The following is a 16,289-nucleotide window of genomic DNA, read 5'->3' as shown; positions in this document are numbered from 1 at the left end:
ATAAATAAAAAGAGCTGAGAGATAAAGCTGATGTAATATTTATCTCTGCTGCTTACGCAAATATTTCCGATATATGGCGCCCTTGTTTTTTTACCCTCTTTCTTTTATAAATAAGATATGAAAAAGAAACTGTTTTTTACTGTGTGGTTTGGACTTTTCGGTTTTGCAGTATTTGCAAATTCTTATCAGGTTATAAAGACAAAATACTTTGATATTATTTACGGAAAAACTTCAGAGCAGTCCGCTTTGCTGCTTGCAAAGCATGCGGATTCATACGCCGAAGAAATCAGCGCACGGTTGAATACAGCAATAAAAGCTCGTACGCCTGTTTTTCTGCGTGCAACTACCGAAGGCTTAAATGGCTATTATACACCGCTTCCTTATAACCGCATTGTGCTTTTCGACGTGCGGGCAGACGACGGCGTGCTGGGCAATATTGAGCAAACGCTCTTAAAAGTTTTTTACCATGAGCTAACTCACCGAATTTCACTTGATTTTTTTACGCCTATGATGATGCCGCTTTCTTTTGTTGAGGGTGTTGCGGTTTCGTTTGAAAGCTTGGACGGCAAGCAAGGCAGACTGAATGACCCGCTTGTCATGCATTATCTCATTCAAGGAAAAATCGATAATACCTCGCCTTCTTGGCGCGAGGCGGCAAGTGCTCCCGATGTGTATCCGGGCGGTTTGCTGCCCTATTTATACGGCGGTGCTTTTTCCGCATATTTACAAAAAATATACGGTGCGGAAAAATACGCAGAACTCTGGCATAAATCATGGAAGATTTTCCCAAACTCAAAATTCAAATCCATTTTTAATAGAAGCATTGAAGCCGCATGGGATGATTTTATCGACACGATTCCCGTGCCAAAGACGATAGATACTCCGCAGCAACTGGATTCAAAAAAGACAAACGGCATTTATGCGGCACCCGCAAGCTCCGAAAAAGGTTTTGCGTATTATGACAGTAATAAGCAGGTGGTATATTTTTATGGCAAAGACGAATCGCGTACACGTCTCTTTTCTCACGACAGGAGTCTGGAACATCTTAGTTTTTCAAGCGACGGCAGATATCTGCTTGTTTCCGACAGTATTAGCGGGTGGACAAAGGACAGAAAGCGGGTGCGCATTTATGACACTGTATTAAAAAAATTTGAGTCCGATGAATACCTTTCGCATTCGGAGGCTGCTTTCGGGAAAACAGAAAGGCAAGTTTGTCTTGTAAAAATTGAAAACCAAAACTCGGCATTGGTTTTAAGAGACAGGAATTTTCCAAAAGATGAAAAGGTTCTTTTTGAGGCAGGCCCCGAAAAAGAATTTGCCGCCATTTATAACCCCGCCTATGCCGGCGATGATTTAATTGCTTTTATTGCCGCAAACGGAGTAAGACGCAGTCTTTTATTTGTCTCTCTTAAAACGGGAGAAATTTCTCAGCTGCCGCAAGAGCAAACTCCCTATGCGATACGGTATTTGCAATCAAACAAAACTGCAAACGGCTATGTACTCACTTTTTCTTGGGCAGAGATGAACATGCTCTACCGTTTCGGTATGTACGATATGCAAACCAAAACGCTGCGTTTGAGCAATTCCGACATTTCGGGCGGAGTGTTTTTTCCCGTTGTATACACGGCAAATAAACAAAATCCGCAAGGCGGAAAAACGGATATTGCCTATACCGGAATTCACGGAAATTACATGCGTTTTTACCGGCTTTCTTCCGAAAAGTTGGAAAAAAAACCTGCCGGTCTTGTTGCCTTCACAGGGAAAAAAGAAGTGAAAATGCCCGCGTATGCGGCGAAATCAAAAGTTGAAGAACAACCAGGCGGAAGCGTTCCATCGGAAAAGCCGCTTGAAGAACAAAAAGACAAGGTTCCGACAAATACGGAATTGAGCGAAACTGAAACCAAAGCGCAAAACGAGATTGACTTTACCCCGAAACGCTATCATCCGATTGCATGGCTTTGGCGTGCAAAAGTACTTCCTGCGGTCACGATTCCGGGAAGCGACCGTTTAAAAGATTTCGGAAAATACGGTTTGGGGCTTGCTACCATTTCTCTTGATCCCGCAGAAACAATTGAATTGCGATCAAGGGCGGTTTTTTATTTTAAACCATTTTTTACCGCCGTTCAATTTGCCTCTCTTTTTCATACCAAACAAGCATCATTCGGATTTTCAGGCTATGACACAATCGACAGTCATAATTTTTTATATCGAAAAACGGGACTCGGCGCCAATACGCAAATATCTTTTCCGACAAAAGATTTCCGGCAATCGTTAGGGCTCAATTTTAATGTATCCGCGGATTGGTATGCAGACCTTGACCCGGAGTATACTGCGTATTTACAATACTACCATGCTCCGCATAAAAACCCGATTTTAACAAGCAAAGTGGAATTCGCATACAGCTTTTTGCAGTCAACAAATCTTTCCACACAACCGTTTTTTTCTAAAAATATTTGCGGTGCCGAGGTAGCGGTTTCAGGTTTGCACGCATATAATTTTAACTCAAATAAAAACTCCGCCCTTGTGCAGGCGAAAGGAAAATTCAGACTGCCGGTTGTGCCGCTCTCTTTCAGTGTAAGCGGATACTTCGGTTATAACGCAGGTTACACACCAGGAACCGATAGCTATATTTTCGCAGACTTTCCTTACCCTGTCGGACAGGGTGCGTATTTGCCATCCCTTACGGCTTACACGTTACAAAAACTTGACCCGAACACTGATATGTACACCGGTTTGGGATTTGATGCGGAACTTACTGTTTTCAGTTATGATATTCAAAAGGGCAGCAGCTGGCTTCCTATCTTTTATAATCGCATAAAACTTAATATCGGGTATGCAGGCGTTTTGAATTTTGCAATCGGCAATAAAAAGGCTTTTTCATATAAAGATATTGCAAAAGGGAACATCATGTTGACAATAAATGGCGTAGATGTCGGTTTACAGTATTCGCACCCGTTAAGAGAAAAGAAAAAGTTCGGAACTATCGATTTTGTTTTTGATTTATCATTTTAGGAGGTTTTATGCAATTTGACACAAGAAAATTACCGTGTAAATTATTGGCGTATGTGGATTCGGGAAGAGGTTGGACGCCTGAGCAGATTTGTGCGTATCCGATTACCAATCTTTGTTATGCATTCGGAAGAATCGTAAACGGTGCAGTCAGTACGGCGCATTTTACCATGCTCGATAAACTGTGGCGCATAAAAGAGTTGCGTCCCGATATCCGCATACAGCTTTCTATCGGCGGCTGGACGGCGGAAGGCTTTTCGGATGCGGCGCTGACTAAAGAAAGCAGGGCGCTTTTTGTGCGAAGCGCATACGAATCGTTAAAGGATTCTCCGTTTGAAGGCTTGGATATTGACTGGGAATATCCGGGAAGTGATGCCGCCGGTATTAAGGCGCGAAAAGAAGACCGCGAAAATTACACTGCCCTTATGACCGAGCTGCGGGAAATGCTGGACCGCTTACAGTTAGCAAACGGCAAAAAACCATTGCTGACCATGGCGCTTGGCGCGGGCGAAAAGCTTTTGAACGATATTGAAATGCAAAAACTTTTGCCGGTGATGGATTTTGTCAATGTGATGACTTACGACCTTTGTACCAGTTCCCCAAAAACACGCCATCACACCTGTTTAAAAAGCCCCTCATACGATCCGGAACAAATCTCTTTGGAAAAAGAAACCAAGCTGCTTCTTGTCGCCGGCATTCCGAGGGAAAAAATTATTTTAGGCGGCTCCTTTTACGGCAGGCTCTGGCATAAAACACGGAACGAAGGTACCGGACTCTTCCAAGATTCGGGGCAGGGCGTTGCCGCCTTTGAAGACTTTGGCATTATGCTCAAAAATCAGCTAAAAGACCCCGCATACAAACAGTACTGGGACGAAAGCGCCGAAGCTGCCTACTTATTTAACGGCGAAACTTTTATCAGCTATGACAATGAACGCTCGCTTAAGGCAAAAATGAGATATGTAATTGAAGAAAAACTCGGCGGGTTTATGTTCTGGGAATTCAGCTGCGATGACTCGGGAACTCTTATCACCGCTTTGTCCGAAGCACTTCTTGCACACTCAACTTGACAAAAGGAGAATGCGCTATGATGCAGGAATGGTTTAAGGAAGCAAAACTCGGTATTTTTATTCACTGGGGCATTTATGCGGTAAAAGGAGTCGCGGAATCATGGTCGTTTTACCACGGGCGTATTCCCTATGACGAATATATGCAGCAGGCGGAACATTTCACCGCAAGCCGCTACAACCCCGAAGACTGGGCAAAGCTTATTAAAGAGTCCGAATCCCGCTATGCGGTTATCACCACCAAGCACCATGACGGATTCGCACTCTGGGACACAGAGGTTTCAGATTGGAATGCGGTAAAAGCCTCCCCCGCTGGAAGAGATTTGATTGCGCCCTGGGTTCAGGCAATACGCAACCAAAACATCAAAGCGGGACTCTATTTTTCGCACCTTGATTGGTCGCATCCCGATTATGCTTCAATATTGAGAGAAGATGAACGACAGCGTGTGCAAGAAAACCCTACAGCATTTGTGCGGAATAAATTTACGCATCCGATGGGCGAAGAAAGCCCCGAAGCATGGCAGCGTTTTTTGCGCTTTCATCGGGCGCAGTTAACTGAGCTGCTTGAGCGTTTTCAGCCAGACCTTCTCTGGTTTGACGGCGAATGGGAAAAAAGCGGTGAGCAATGGCGTATGCGGGAAGTTCGCAGCCTTATCCATTCGATTTGTCCGCACACGGTGATAAACGGAAGAATGCACGGCTTCGGTGACTATAAAACGCCGGAGCAGGCTTTTCCGGCGCAAAAACTTACCGAGCCATGGGAGCTTTGCACCACGATGAATGATTCGTGGGGGTACCAAGCCGGCGATACGCATTACAAATCGCTTGAGCAGATTATCCAAATGTTTGTCGAATGTATCAGCCTCGGCGGCAATCTGCTTTTAGACATCGGCCCGATGGAAGACGGCACCATTCCTCAAGAGCAGCAGGACAGGCTGCGCGGGCTCGGCGCATGGATACGCAAAAATAAAGAAGCGATCTTTGGCACCGGCGCCGGCATCGGGTACCAATACTTTCACGGTCAATCCACCGTTTCCAAAAACAGAAAAAAACTTTACCTCTTTTGCTTTAATGCGTCGAAGCTCCTTTTCCTTAAGAATATTCCAAACAAAGTATGCACCGCTCGGCTTCTTTCTGAAGACACCCCGGTGCATTTTGAGCGCATCGGCGGTTCCCCGACCGGAGAAGTGCCGGGACTTATTTGGTTTACCATCGGCTCAGGCGGAAAACCCGTGCCGCAAAACGCCGTCCTTGAAATTGAGTTTGAAACGCCGCTTGGCGAGGAATTATAAACGGCGTTCTTCTGTATATTGCAAGCAGGTTTTAATCAGGGCTTATGCATGAAAAAATAACCGCATAGGAAGAGTAAAACCACAGTCGGCACGGACGCGCCCGTGGTTCCACGCAGCAGCGATGTTTTAAAGTAAGACTATTCGTAAAGCTTTAAAACTCATAGGTTTCATTTTACCACGGATGGCAAAACTCAGAACGGGCACGGACGCCCGTGGTTCCAAGCAGACGGTTTAGTTTTTGACATGGACGTCAAAAACTAAACCGTTGTGTCGGACTCTTTTTTATAAATTTTTTTACGATTTGTATAAAATGCATTAAGAAAAATAATCGAGTTATCAAAAAAAACGCTGTAGTAGGTGTTTAACTCCGATAAGTAAAAATAAGTCGGATAAGAGGAAATTTCAAACCGCAGCGCCCAGAAATGTAGAGGTTTATTCGTCATGCGCAGAAATCGGGCGCCCTTTTTTGCTTTGCTTTTGGAAGTGTTAATTTTTTATTTTATCAACAATAATGTTAATATCTATGATGAGAATGCCCGTATAACGTTCCAGATTTTCTATAATATATGCGCGCAGCTTATGAATTTTGCCGGTAAGTTGGGTGCCGTAGGGAACATCAACGGTCATAATGAGACGATAGCCGTTTTGTTCGGGGCGAATAACAACTTTTTTTATGAGAATCGCGGGGTCGTATTCTTCTACACAATGAAAAAGCATTTGACTAAGTGTTTCTTCCGATATTTCCACTTTGTCTGTTTTAGAAAATTCCGGCCGAACAACAGATTTTTCAAAAATAGTGGATTGATCCGTGGTAACAAGTTGTTTGCCGCGAAATAAGAGTTTTATTTTATTGTAAAATATTTGCGGATAGCTGCGCTGTACTTCTACGGAAGGTACGGGGATAACATGCTTTCCTTCAACATTTCGCGATCGCATAGCGGTTTCTATTTCTTCCGTGGTGGCGATATCCTCAATTTTTATAATTTTTTGCGGCTGAGGGATTTGAAGACGCATCGCTATTTTATTTACCATTTTCTCCGAAGTGCCTAAAATAAGGATCTTTTTTAACGGGAGCCGCTGTAAAACTTTTGCCGCCTCATCTCTATGTTGTTTTTCATCAAACACCGCTCTTTTTACGGCAGCCAAAAAAGTTTTTTCCCGTTTTGCCGAATGCCCTGCAAGAATTTTATCCGCTTTTATTAAAAGTCCGTCATCTATTATAAGGTCGATTCCATATGTCTGCGCCACAAGCTTTGCCCGAAAGCTTTTTCCTGTGCCGCTCGGGCCTACAAGTGCGTATACTTGAATCTTTTTAAACCTCTGCAAGAGCTTGTTTAGCCATCTCATATATTCAGTATACGGCGCCTTTTCGTATTTTTTCAATAGTTTGAATAGCTTTTTCTATACTATCGGGTGGAAAGAGATGCAGCATTTTTGTAAACTCAGGAGAAGGCTTCGCTTCAAAAAAATCGGGGAGATCAGAATCGATTAGCGCGCTGTTTTTCGGCATATACAGTCTCCATGCGAGGAGATAATAACGGTGTGCAATAATATTTTGTATGCTTTTACTGCCTCCATAGCGAAGATCGCCAAAAAGCGGATAGCCGATTGCGTGGCAATGTCTTCTAATTTGGTGTTTTTTGCCCGTAATCAGATGAAAAACTGCAAGGGAAAGAGTCTGTTCGGTATTCTGTGCAATCGGAATAATGGCAGTTATCTCTTCGGATGTATTTTGCTCTATGTGAACAGTTTCTTTTTTAAGAGCGCCTTCTATAATTCCAAGGTAGAATTTTGCACACGTTCCCTCTTTTAAACAGGCTGAAAAGAGTTGTGCTCCTTTTATGCTTTGCGAAAAACAAATAATTCCTTCAGTGCCTTTATCAAGTCTATGAAGCGGCCCGGGCTTAAAAGATAACGAGTCTTTTTTATATGAGGACGCAATTGATTCCGCCAAGCTGCCCCTGCCATGTACGGCAATGTCTACGGGTTTGTTTAGAACAAGCAAATCCTTTCCTTTATATATATACAAGGACTCTATTTGCCGTATCGGATTATTCCTTGTTTTATGCTCTTGAAGAAAAGATGAAAAAAGAAGCTCCTCAATTGAAAGAACATCATTTTCTTTTGTTTTATAATCCGGATGTTTTTTTTGGCCATTCACTCTGATTTTTCCTGATCGGAGCGCCTTATAAATAACCGAAAGAGGCATTTTCGGTAAAAATAAGCGTACTACTCGGTCAAGCCTTCTGTCGGAATCATTGTTGTCAAGCACAAAGTCTTTTTTGTTCATGAGATCAGTATATAGTAAAAAAACACTTGACAAAAGCCTACAATTATAGAAAATATTAAACTGAGATGAATAAACATGATATGATGGTTCAAATGATCAATTTGGCAAACAATCCGATCTTTCTTTCCGCGGTTTGCAGCTGGTTTTTTTGCCAGGTAGTAAAAACAATCATAGCGTTTTGGAAATCCACAATATCTTCTAAACAAGATTTTCTGCATTTGGTCCTTTGGCAAACAGGGGGTATGCCTTCAAGTCATTCAGCCTTAGTTTCCTCTCTTGCAACTTCTATCGGAATAAAGGAAGGTATTGACTCAACAATTTTTATTTTTGCATTTTTCTCCTCAATTATTGTTATTCGAGATGCTCTTGGCGTAAGGCGTTCCAACGGAGTGCAGGCAAAAGTCTTAAATGAGCTTGGCATGGAAATACGTAAAGAGTTTGACCTTCCTTTTACTACAGTAAAAGAAATTCACGGACATAAACCTTTAGAGGTTTTAATCGGTATTTTAGCAGGAGCTGTTATCAGTATTATCTTTTGCAGTGAAATTGCCGGTCGGTAAATTATATGAATAATACAGTTAAATCTTTTTTACCGATTTTTATTCTCTCTTTTGCTGCAAGCTTTTCTTTGTTTTTACTTATTTTTATACCTTTATCAAAACAAACCACTTTGTGGAACGGATGGCGTATGGTTATTCTTCCGTCAGGAGCCAAACTTTCGCCGATTATGGAAAATTTTTCCAAGCAAAAGATTTTCGGAACGGCAAATAAATACGCGATTTGGAAAAGATTTGCCGAACTTGAGGTTACCGATTATCAAAGATACCCGTTTACCGATAAAAATCGATATGAACAGTGGTTTGTCAATGAAAATGAAGGTTTGCAGTATCTATACATTCCCGAGCAAAAAGGATTAAGCAGGCATTTGTATAAAGCTTTGCGTACAGCGGGAACTCCTTTTTATTTTGAAGAAGGCTTTGCGTATTCTTTTTTTCAAGGGTTGCTTGCAAGTGTATTGTTTTTATTTTGTTATATAAAAACAAAACGTCGTTTATTCTTTTTTTTCACCGGGATTGTTTTTGTTGTATATGCTTTTTGTATAAAAGGAATTATTCCTTTTGCCGCCGCCCTGCTCATGATTTACGGGGCAGCTTATTGGGCTGCGGCTCTTGGAGGACCGTTGCAGGTTTCCTATGAGCAAATAATACGGCGAGTTAAGTGTAATATCCAGCTTATTATTATTCCCTGTGTTACCATTATCTTTTCTTTTCTCGGAGGGGAAAAAGAGTTTTTTTTGTTTTTTTTAGCCCTTATTTCTTCTTTTTCTTTTGCCGTTCTCGCAGAACGTTTTTTAAGTATTTTTGAAGAAGCCCGAGATTCTACTCGGTTGCATCCGTCAATCAAACCCTATGTCATGCATCCGGATTATACCGATACGTTTTGGTCATTAAAGGATATTTTATCTACGTCTTTTCTTACCGGTGTTTTGCTTCTTTTCGGAGTTTGTTCCCTGTATTTTATTTCAAATAATTCTTTGCAATTGCGAAAAGGAGCGGTTTCCGTTCCTTCGCCGCGATATACAAATTTTGTTCAAGGGTTTTCGCTTACCGGTTATGAAGAGTTTACGCAAAAAAAACAAAATGTCGGGCTTCCCGATTTAAGTGATTTTATTGCCGATGCATGGTACAAGGATGCGCTCCCTTTTTTGCCGGTTCATACAGAGCTTCCAATAATACAAAAAGACGCAAAAATAGTGTACAATGAGTTTTCAGAGGCTCCTGACGGAACTTTGCTGGAAACCGAGAGAATTATTCTGGAATTTAATACGGCTTTTATTCAGGAGCTGCTCGCATCCGATAAAATGTCCGAATTGGAAAAAATGTTATATGCGAGCGGCCGTTTTGTTTCGGCAGGATATGAAGTTTTTTATCCTCCTTTTGCCGATTCATACAAAAAATTTCACCTTTTTGCTGCTTTCTTTGTTTTACTTTTACCTTTATTTACTGTTTTATTGAGAATAACACGATGATTGAATTTTTATACGCAAAGCGTAGTGGAGACTATTTAAAACACTTTCATTTTCCTTTTGATTTTGCAGGGAATGCTTTTATTCCGCGCAAAGCAACTATCCCCTTATATTGTCAAAACAAGTCCGCTCCGCCTCCTATTCCCGTTGTTTCTCCCGGAGAATATGTGCGGGAGGGGCAAATAATTGCAAGAGCGCAAAGTGCCGATTCCGTGCATGTCCATGCATCGGTGCCGGGATTTGTTTCCAATTTTGTTACTATTGAGAGTGTGCATCAAAACCATCTGCGCGGTATAGAAATACGCACGCAAGGGAAGTTTGATTACTTAGGAAAACCGCAAGCTCATTATCCATGGGAAAACACTTCTGTCTATGAATTGATAAGGATAATTGAAGATGCGGGAGTTGTTAATACCGCAGAAAACAGTGTATCTCTTGCTTTGTTATTACGACAGATAAAAAGGCTCGGAGGGCAAAAACTTTCACTTATTGCAAGCGATTTTGATCCTTCTTGTAAATTGGATAGCTTTTTAACGGAAAAATTTACCGAAAAGGTTGCGGTGGGAACTGCAATTATAGCAAAAATTCTTGACGCACAAACCATCACCTGCTTTCATTCTTTTTCAAAAAATGGTTCCGTGTTGCAAACACTGAAAAACTATGTTTCATTTTCTGCCGATTATGCTGAAAAACCGTTTTTATATCCTTACGGATCTTTTTCGTTTTTAAAAGAAACCGCAAATTCTTGTACAATTGATGCCGCAACCGCAGTTTCTGTTTTTGAGGCGGTAGTAAATAATCAACCTGTTACTGCGTCATATGTGCTTATTACCGGAAGATCATTAAAGACTCCGCAGGTACTGAAAGCACGGATAGGGACTCCGATTGGAAGTTTAATTGAAGAATGCGGCGGATTTAAAACAAAACCGTCCCATATTATTATTAACGGTTTGCTAAAAGGAGAAATTATCAATAACCTTGATATGCCGGTTGATAAAAGCTTAAAATCTATCCACGCGGTAGGAAAAGAAATAAATCCGGCAGCTAAAATAAGTAGGTGCAGACATTGCGGAGGCTGTGTGAGAAATTGTCCGGTATATATTGATCCTATACGGATTATTACCGCGCTGGAACGTAACCAGTATACGGAAGATGTGCGTCAAGCGTTGCGCATTTGTCGTCAATGCGGACTTTGCTCGGCATCTTGTGCTTCTCGTATTCCTTTAACGGAAATTCTGGCAAAAGCAAAAATGAGCTTTAATATACAAGGAGGGGGAAGATGAATGCAAATTTTTCGGCGCCTTTTGTGTATACGGGGCTGACATTGAATCAAAAAAATATCGTTATTATACTTTCCCTGTCTTTGCAGCTTTTGGTTTTATTGGTCTACAAGGATTTTGTCGCCTTTTTTTCTATTTTTTTTGCAACGGCGGGGGCTGTTGCAGCAGATATTTTATTGACATATCTTGGAGAAAACCGTTTTCATTTTAATTTTGACAGCTTAACAATAGGACTTATAAGCGGCTTTTTTTTACCGGTCAGCTTAGGCTTTGTTGCTTCTTTTTGCATCTCTTTTTTTGCATTTACGCTTGTATGTGCGGTTTTTGGCGGAAGAGGAAGTAACTGGATTAATCCCGTTATGTTTGCAGTGTGTATTGCCTATCTTGCTTATCCTGAAGTATTTCATGCAATAAGTTTAAATTTGGAAAAACTGCAAAGAAACGGTACTGTTTTTTCCGTTTTACAACTTTCAGACTTGCATGTTATAAAGCAGGATCAGGAAATAACCTCTGCCTTAAATTCCGTTTTTTTGCATGGAATAGGAGTAACGTTGCCGGAAGGGTATATCAGTTTATTGGTGCGGATTTCTTCGCCGATTCCTGCATTTCGATATAATATTTTGACCTTGCTGTCTTCTATCATTCTGTTTTCTTTTAGAATTATTCCGAAAATGCAGTCTGTAGCCTTTCTGGGAACATACGGAATCCTTGTATGGCTTTTTCCTTGGTTTCCCGATTTAGGCAGCGTAGCTTCGGGCGATATGCTTTGTGCTTTTTTAACAAGTGGAGTTTTGTTTACCGCATTTTTTGTATTACCGGAATCAGGAAGTTCTCCTCGAACTAAAACGGGAAGATGTATATACGGTATGTTGACGGGAGTTTTTGCATTTTTAATTGCTGGTCCCGGATTTTCCGCAATCGGTATTCCCTTTGCCGTTCTTGCCGGAAATATTTTTACTCCGCTCATTGAATCCGCCGAACAAAAACTATATCGGCGAAAAAGGATGAAATATGACTTTGAAAACTAAAAAAAAACTTATTAAATATGGATACCTTTTCGGCATAATTATCGGCATGTTTTTACTGCTTTGGGGTTTTTCTTTTATGGCGACATTTGTAAAGGAGACCGTGCTTATTCAAGCAGCACAAGATGTTTTAAAAGAAACACCTGCGCACAAGCACGTGCAAATTTTAAGCTTAAACAAAACACATTCCGGGTATCCTCTTTCAGGAATTGCATTGAATGCAAAAGATAATGACAAAGAGGTGAAAGTGTTTTTGCTGCCGTTAATGGGAAAATACGGCTCTTTTCAAGGAGTTTTTGTATATGATTCAAAAAAAGGTTGCGAATTCTCAGGTTTAACAGGAAACCTTGATCAAAAAGATGCCGACTATTATGGAATTTCAAAAAACATGTGTAAAATCATTTGCCAAAAAATAGAAAAAACAGAAGGATTTTAAATAGCATGAAAGTAATGAAAAATTTTAATGCATTATTTATTTTTGGATTGGGAATTCTTATTCCGGCTACAAGTTATTTTGCATACGGGATTTTACTTTTCTGTGTATTTTGGCTTCTTTTTTTTGCAGGAATTTTATCGGATTTTTTGATTACCCTTTTAGAGCTAAAAAAAACAGCTCGCGTATTCTCGGTTTTTTTTATTTTTTCCGCTGCAGTTTTTTGCAATACCTTTTTAGAAACACTTTTTCCCATATTACAACTCTCTCTTTCATTATATGTTTATTTTATCGCTGGCTCGTATGTGCTGACAATAAGCCTAAATCATTACAAAGCTTTTTATGAATCTTTTGAATTTCCTTTGACATTTTCTCTTTTGCTTTTAATTTTATCGCTTATACGGGAGCTGCTTGGTTTTGGAACGATTTCTTTGCCTGTTCCTTCCGGTTTTTTGCTTTTTAACCTGTTACCTTTTACAGTTCCCGTGCGTTTTTTAGCAAGTTCCGCAGGAGCCTTTATGTTAACGGGCGTCGGACTTTGGGTTTATCGAACAATAAAGAGAGGAGAAATTCTGCCCTTTGAAAATACGTATTGATTTTCTAAACAAAAACAGCAATTCGTGTATCGAAAGCGATTGTATTTTAAAGAGAGTAAAAGATAAGGCAGTATGCATAAAAATTTTTGTACCAAAACATTGTTTATCAATTCTGCTTTTTCAAATTTTGCCGTAGAAGAGCAGGGAAAAAAGGCTTTCGGAATTTAATAACTCTTTCAAAAGGTTTTTATGGGAGGAAAAATGTTTTTTTTATTTGTTTTTAGTGTATCAATTATTTTTCTATGGGGAGTGGGCACCGAACGGCTTTATATACAGGCGGGCTCCTCCAAGGGCATTTTGCTTGGCGTTATCCGTCCTTTGATTGCATCTTGTCTAAGCCTTATCCTATGTAGCGGGCTCATCTTTTGGGTACTTATTCCTTTAAAACTTAATTTTACAATTCCGATTTTTATCGGACTCATAACATATCTTTGTATTTTTTTGCTTGATCTGGGTTTGCATAACTTTATACAGCAGCGGGTTCCCGAAGAAAAGCTTTTTATCTATGGGACAGTTTTCTTATGCCTTTACACAGCGGAAAACCTTTTACATGCGGTATATCTTTGTATTGCGGTAAATGTCTCATTGCTTGTATGCTCAGTTATACTGCATGCGATAAAAGAAAGAATTTATCAGGGATATGCGAGCAAAGATTGGAAAACAGCGCCTCTTTTACTTATCAGCATGGGGTTTATTGCAATGGCTTTTTATGCAACAGATGTTTTGTGGAGTTTTTTATAAAACCAAAAAAAAGTCTATCATTTTTTTTTATTACAGATTATACTTAGACCGTGCCGAATAATAAAGAAGAGGATAAAGTGAGTATTATAAAAAGAGAAAAAATCAATCTTTGTTTTGCAGCAAAGCTTGAATTTACCTATAAACAGCAAATTCTGAAAGAAGACCCCGTTCAAAAACATAAACTTTTTTTCTCAAATTTATGTAAGCATGAAAAACTACCGCTTAGTTTGCATATAAGCGGCGCTCTCGCTGATGTCTTACAAAAAAAGGAATCCCCGTACACTTATATTATAAACGAAATGGCGGGCGCAAAGCGCTTAGAGCTTTTAGGCGGAGGATTTTATCAACCGTATTTTCCTCTGCTGCCCTCGGCAACGGTTATAAGTCAAGTTGAAGCATTGACAGCTTTATTGCGCAAACATTTTGATAAACGCCCGCGCGGCTGTTTTTTGGAAGCGTCGGCATGGGCTCCTTCACTGATAAGCTCTTTTGTAAAAACAGGCATGGAATACTGCCTTTTAGATCACCGCCTTTTTAAAGCCGAGTCAATAAACGGCAGCGAAGCGGTTATCCTTGAAGATAACAGCAAAACAATTGTTGCCTTGCCGTATAAAGATTGGCGAAATTCGGTGATTACGGATACTCCCGAAGAATTTTATCAAAAACTTGTTTCAGAATACCAAAATACCCCGAACTCGCTTGTAATCATTTTTTTGTCGATAGATAATTTTAACAGTCTCTTTCAGGCAAAAAAGGAGAAAAAAAGTTGGTTTGATGAATTTATCGATTTGACGCAAAGCTCTAATTCGGCAATAAAGCTTACACATACAGGTGAAGTATATAAGAATCGGCAAAAAATGAAAACTGTGTATATTTCCGCAAACACCGTATTTGAGGATGAGGTTCTACATAAGCCGATAAAACAAATTCTTACAAATGATAAAGATTCGTTTTTACTTTATGCAAAAATGATGTTTGTTTACAATATGGTTACTCAAATAAAAGGAGACAGACAACGAAAAACCGCCGTCTTGCATGAATTGCATAAAGGGGAGGGCGGCGAGCTGTTTGCGCTTTTTGATTCTCAGAAAAAATTTGCCGGCAGCCTTTTTCGGCATGCGTATAAAAATATTTTAATGGCGGAAAAACAAACAAGAATACCGGGCGTTTTTTCCGACTCTCTTATAAAATTTGATTTTGATTTTGACGGAACAAAAGAGTTTCTTTCTCAAAGAGAAAGTATGAATATGTATGTAGAAAGTCTCGGAGGCAAGATTTTCGAATTTGACCTTTTTTCTTCATATAAAAACTATGCGTTTATTCCCTTTCACGAGCGAGGGATTTTTATCGACTACCTTCTTTCCGAGCAGGATATGCAATTACTGAGATCGGGACAGACAGAAGCGCTTCCTGTTGTTTTTTCCGATAAGATATATCGAGAAACGGGATTTGATCCGCAGCGACACGAGTTGAGTTTAAAGGTGGACAGCAGTTTTGAGCGTTTTGATCAGCCTGTTTCTCTAAAAAAACAATATTCGTTTAAACCGGATGGCGTCCAGGTTCAATATATTTTAAAAAATGAAGGACCGTTAAATTTATCCGCTTATTTTGCAGTAGAAATAAATATTGCGGTACAATTTTTAGGAAAAATCATCCCCGGATTTTCTGTTTTTGCGGAAAATAAAAAAAGTGAATTCGGTATTAGTTTTGAAACCTTAGACTCCATTTCATGGATGCAAATAATTGACCCTGACGGGAAAATGGAATTTACAATACAAGGAAACGAGGCCCCGAATCTGATAACTTTTCCGCTAAAAGACCGTGCAGCAACGACTGAACGCTCCGATACCGATATTCGAGGCATTCGATGCTTTTTTTATTGGAAAATAGAATTAAATGCGGGATACGAAACGGAAAAAATGATATTTTTAAACGCCTGCTCAAAAAAAGAAAAATCAAAATAAATCAATTAGAAACAAAAATATTCTTGCATCTTAAACTACCATGCGCGCTTTTAATAACTTGATGAGTTTTTAAATTTACTCAATATGAATCGTAAAAAATTTTATGAAAAAGAGTCCGACACAACGGTTTCATTTTGCCATCCGTGGCAAAATGAAACCTGCAAGTTTTAAAGCTTTGCAAATTACTTTGCTTTAAAACGTCGCTTCTGCGTGGAACCACCGCCACGCACTGATTTTTAGTATTCTTGATTAAATCAGTGCTGCGAGTTTAAAAGCTTCAATTTTATAATTTTGTATTGATGCTTTTAAACATCGTTTGAATTTGTTCTGAGTTTTGACGTCCGTGGCAAAACCAAACCTATGAGTTTGGAAACTCCGAGTACGCTGTAGTAGTTTTCAAACTCAATTCTGCGTGGAACCACTGCCGTCCGTGGCGGTTCTGAGATCGACACGGCGCAACGGTGAGCAATTTACCATAGGAATGCTTAAATCCGCAGTCTCTTATTGTTGATACTCCGATTTTTATAACAGGAAGTTAATTACAAAACGCTATACTAGTATAACGTTTT

Annotated in this window: 13 protein-coding genes; 11 read left to right on the top strand and 2 right to left on the bottom strand. The window is 40.0% G+C overall.

Going from position 1 to position 16,289, the window contains the following annotated elements; translation table 11 throughout:
• Positions 1–117 precede the first annotated feature (117 nt).
• From FUT79_RS02365 to FUT79_RS02355, 3 genes are read left to right on the top strand one after another with little or no spacing between them, the layout of a single operon-like run.
• Positions 118–3,012, top strand: coding sequence for a hypothetical protein (locus tag FUT79_RS02365; protein WP_024752051.1), 2,895 nt, complete (start codon positions 118–120; stop codon positions 3,010–3,012).
• Between the two features lie 8 nt (positions 3,013–3,020).
• Entirely contained in the window at positions 3,021–4,076 is a 1,056-nt protein-coding gene (locus FUT79_RS02360) for a glycoside hydrolase family 18 protein (protein WP_148879574.1), read from the top strand.
• 17 nt (positions 4,077–4,093) lie between these two features.
• Positions 4,094–5,365: an alpha-L-fucosidase gene (locus FUT79_RS02355; RefSeq protein ID WP_244951121.1), complete on the top strand. Its 1,272-nt coding sequence runs from the start codon at positions 4,094–4,096 to the stop codon at positions 5,363–5,365.
• A gap of 486 nt (positions 5,366–5,851) precedes the next feature.
• Here FUT79_RS02355 and FUT79_RS02350 read toward each other — a convergent pair whose 3' ends face one another.
• The gene (locus FUT79_RS02350) at positions 5,852–6,712 is read right to left on the bottom strand and encodes an AAA family ATPase (protein WP_002697087.1); all 861 of its coding nucleotides are present in this window, start codon (positions 6,710–6,712) and stop codon (positions 5,852–5,854) included.
• Positions 6,713–6,716: 4 nt separating this feature from the next.
• A complete protein-coding gene (locus tag FUT79_RS02345; protein WP_024752047.1) occupies positions 6,717–7,655 on the bottom strand; it encodes an RluA family pseudouridine synthase in 939 nt (312 codons plus the stop codon).
• A 65-nt stretch (positions 7,656–7,720) separates the two neighbouring features.
• Here FUT79_RS02345 and FUT79_RS02340 point away from each other — a divergent pair, with 65 nt between their 5' ends.
• The 8 genes from FUT79_RS02340 to FUT79_RS02305 all read left to right on the top strand — a co-directional run bounded on the left by FUT79_RS02340 (position 7,721) and on the right by FUT79_RS02305 (position 15,720).
• The gene (locus FUT79_RS02340) at positions 7,721–8,215 is read left to right on the top strand and encodes a divergent PAP2 family protein (protein WP_024752046.1); all 495 of its coding nucleotides are present in this window, start codon (positions 7,721–7,723) and stop codon (positions 8,213–8,215) included.
• 5 nt (positions 8,216–8,220) lie between these two features.
• Positions 8,221–9,684 (top strand): hypothetical protein, encoded by a 1,464-nt coding sequence (locus FUT79_RS02335; protein WP_024752045.1) that lies wholly within the window; start codon positions 8,221–8,223, stop codon positions 9,682–9,684.
• The gene (locus tag FUT79_RS02330; protein ID WP_024752044.1) at positions 9,681–10,964 is read left to right on the top strand and encodes an SLBB domain-containing protein; all 1,284 of its coding nucleotides are present in this window, start codon (positions 9,681–9,683) and stop codon (positions 10,962–10,964) included. The genes FUT79_RS02335 and FUT79_RS02330 overlap by 4 nt, the downstream gene beginning before the upstream one ends.
• Complete coding sequence (locus tag FUT79_RS02325; RefSeq protein WP_024752043.1) at positions 10,961–11,989, top strand: RnfABCDGE type electron transport complex subunit D; 1,029 nt, start codon at positions 10,961–10,963, stop codon at positions 11,987–11,989. Before FUT79_RS02330 ends, FUT79_RS02325 begins: the two co-directional genes overlap by 4 nt.
• Positions 11,973–12,422, top strand: coding sequence for a hypothetical protein (locus FUT79_RS02320; RefSeq protein ID WP_024752042.1), 450 nt, complete (start codon positions 11,973–11,975; stop codon positions 12,420–12,422). The genes FUT79_RS02325 and FUT79_RS02320 overlap by 17 nt, the downstream gene beginning before the upstream one ends.
• 5 nt (positions 12,423–12,427) lie before the next feature.
• Positions 12,428–13,015, top strand: a complete 588-nt coding sequence (locus FUT79_RS02315; RefSeq protein ID WP_024752041.1) for a hypothetical protein — start codon at positions 12,428–12,430, stop codon at positions 13,013–13,015.
• A gap of 201 nt (positions 13,016–13,216) precedes the next feature.
• A complete protein-coding gene (locus tag FUT79_RS02310; RefSeq protein ID WP_024752040.1) occupies positions 13,217–13,756 on the top strand; it encodes a hypothetical protein in 540 nt (179 codons plus the stop codon).
• 77 nt (positions 13,757–13,833) lie between these two features.
• Complete coding sequence (locus FUT79_RS02305) at positions 13,834–15,720, top strand: alpha-amylase/4-alpha-glucanotransferase domain-containing protein (RefSeq protein ID WP_231577610.1); 1,887 nt, start codon at positions 13,834–13,836, stop codon at positions 15,718–15,720.
• Positions 15,721–16,289 lie beyond the last annotated feature (569 nt).

It is taken from the genome of Treponema phagedenis, from assembly GCF_008153345.1.
GTDB lineage: Bacteria > Spirochaetota > Spirochaetia > Treponematales > Treponemataceae > Treponema > Treponema phagedenis.
This window is presented reverse-complemented; position numbering and strand designations above follow the sequence as displayed.

What these genes read in the sequence shown, in the direction of transcription:
- FUT79_RS02365 (WP_024752051.1), top strand. Translation starts at nt 118, where the DNA reads ATGAAAAAGAAACTGTTTTTTACTGTGTGGTTTGGACTTTTCGGTTTT.
- FUT79_RS02310 (WP_024752040.1), top strand. Translation starts at nt 13,217, where the DNA reads ATGTTTTTTTTATTTGTTTTTAGTGTATCAATTATTTTTCTATGGGGA.
- FUT79_RS02330 (WP_024752044.1), top strand. Translation starts at nt 9,681, where the DNA reads ATGATTGAATTTTTATACGCAAAGCGTAGTGGAGACTATTTAAAACAC.
- FUT79_RS02360 (WP_148879574.1), top strand. Translation starts at nt 3,021, where the DNA reads ATGCAATTTGACACAAGAAAATTACCGTGTAAATTATTGGCGTATGTG.
- FUT79_RS02350 (WP_002697087.1), bottom strand. Translation starts at nt 6,712, where the DNA reads ATGAGATGGCTAAACAAGCTCTTGCAGAGGTTTAAAAAGATTCAAGTA.
- FUT79_RS02315 (WP_024752041.1), top strand. Translation starts at nt 12,428, where the DNA reads ATGAAAGTAATGAAAAATTTTAATGCATTATTTATTTTTGGATTGGGA.
- FUT79_RS02355 (WP_244951121.1), top strand. Translation starts at nt 4,094, where the DNA reads ATGATGCAGGAATGGTTTAAGGAAGCAAAACTCGGTATTTTTATTCAC.
- FUT79_RS02335 (WP_024752045.1), top strand. Translation starts at nt 8,221, where the DNA reads ATGAATAATACAGTTAAATCTTTTTTACCGATTTTTATTCTCTCTTTT.
- FUT79_RS02340 (WP_024752046.1), top strand. Translation starts at nt 7,721, where the DNA reads ATGAATAAACATGATATGATGGTTCAAATGATCAATTTGGCAAACAAT.
- FUT79_RS02345 (WP_024752047.1), bottom strand. Translation starts at nt 7,655, where the DNA reads ATGAACAAAAAAGACTTTGTGCTTGACAACAATGATTCCGACAGAAGG.
- FUT79_RS02325 (WP_024752043.1), top strand. Translation starts at nt 10,961, where the DNA reads ATGAATGCAAATTTTTCGGCGCCTTTTGTGTATACGGGGCTGACATTG.
- FUT79_RS02320 (WP_024752042.1), top strand. Translation starts at nt 11,973, where the DNA reads ATGACTTTGAAAACTAAAAAAAAACTTATTAAATATGGATACCTTTTC.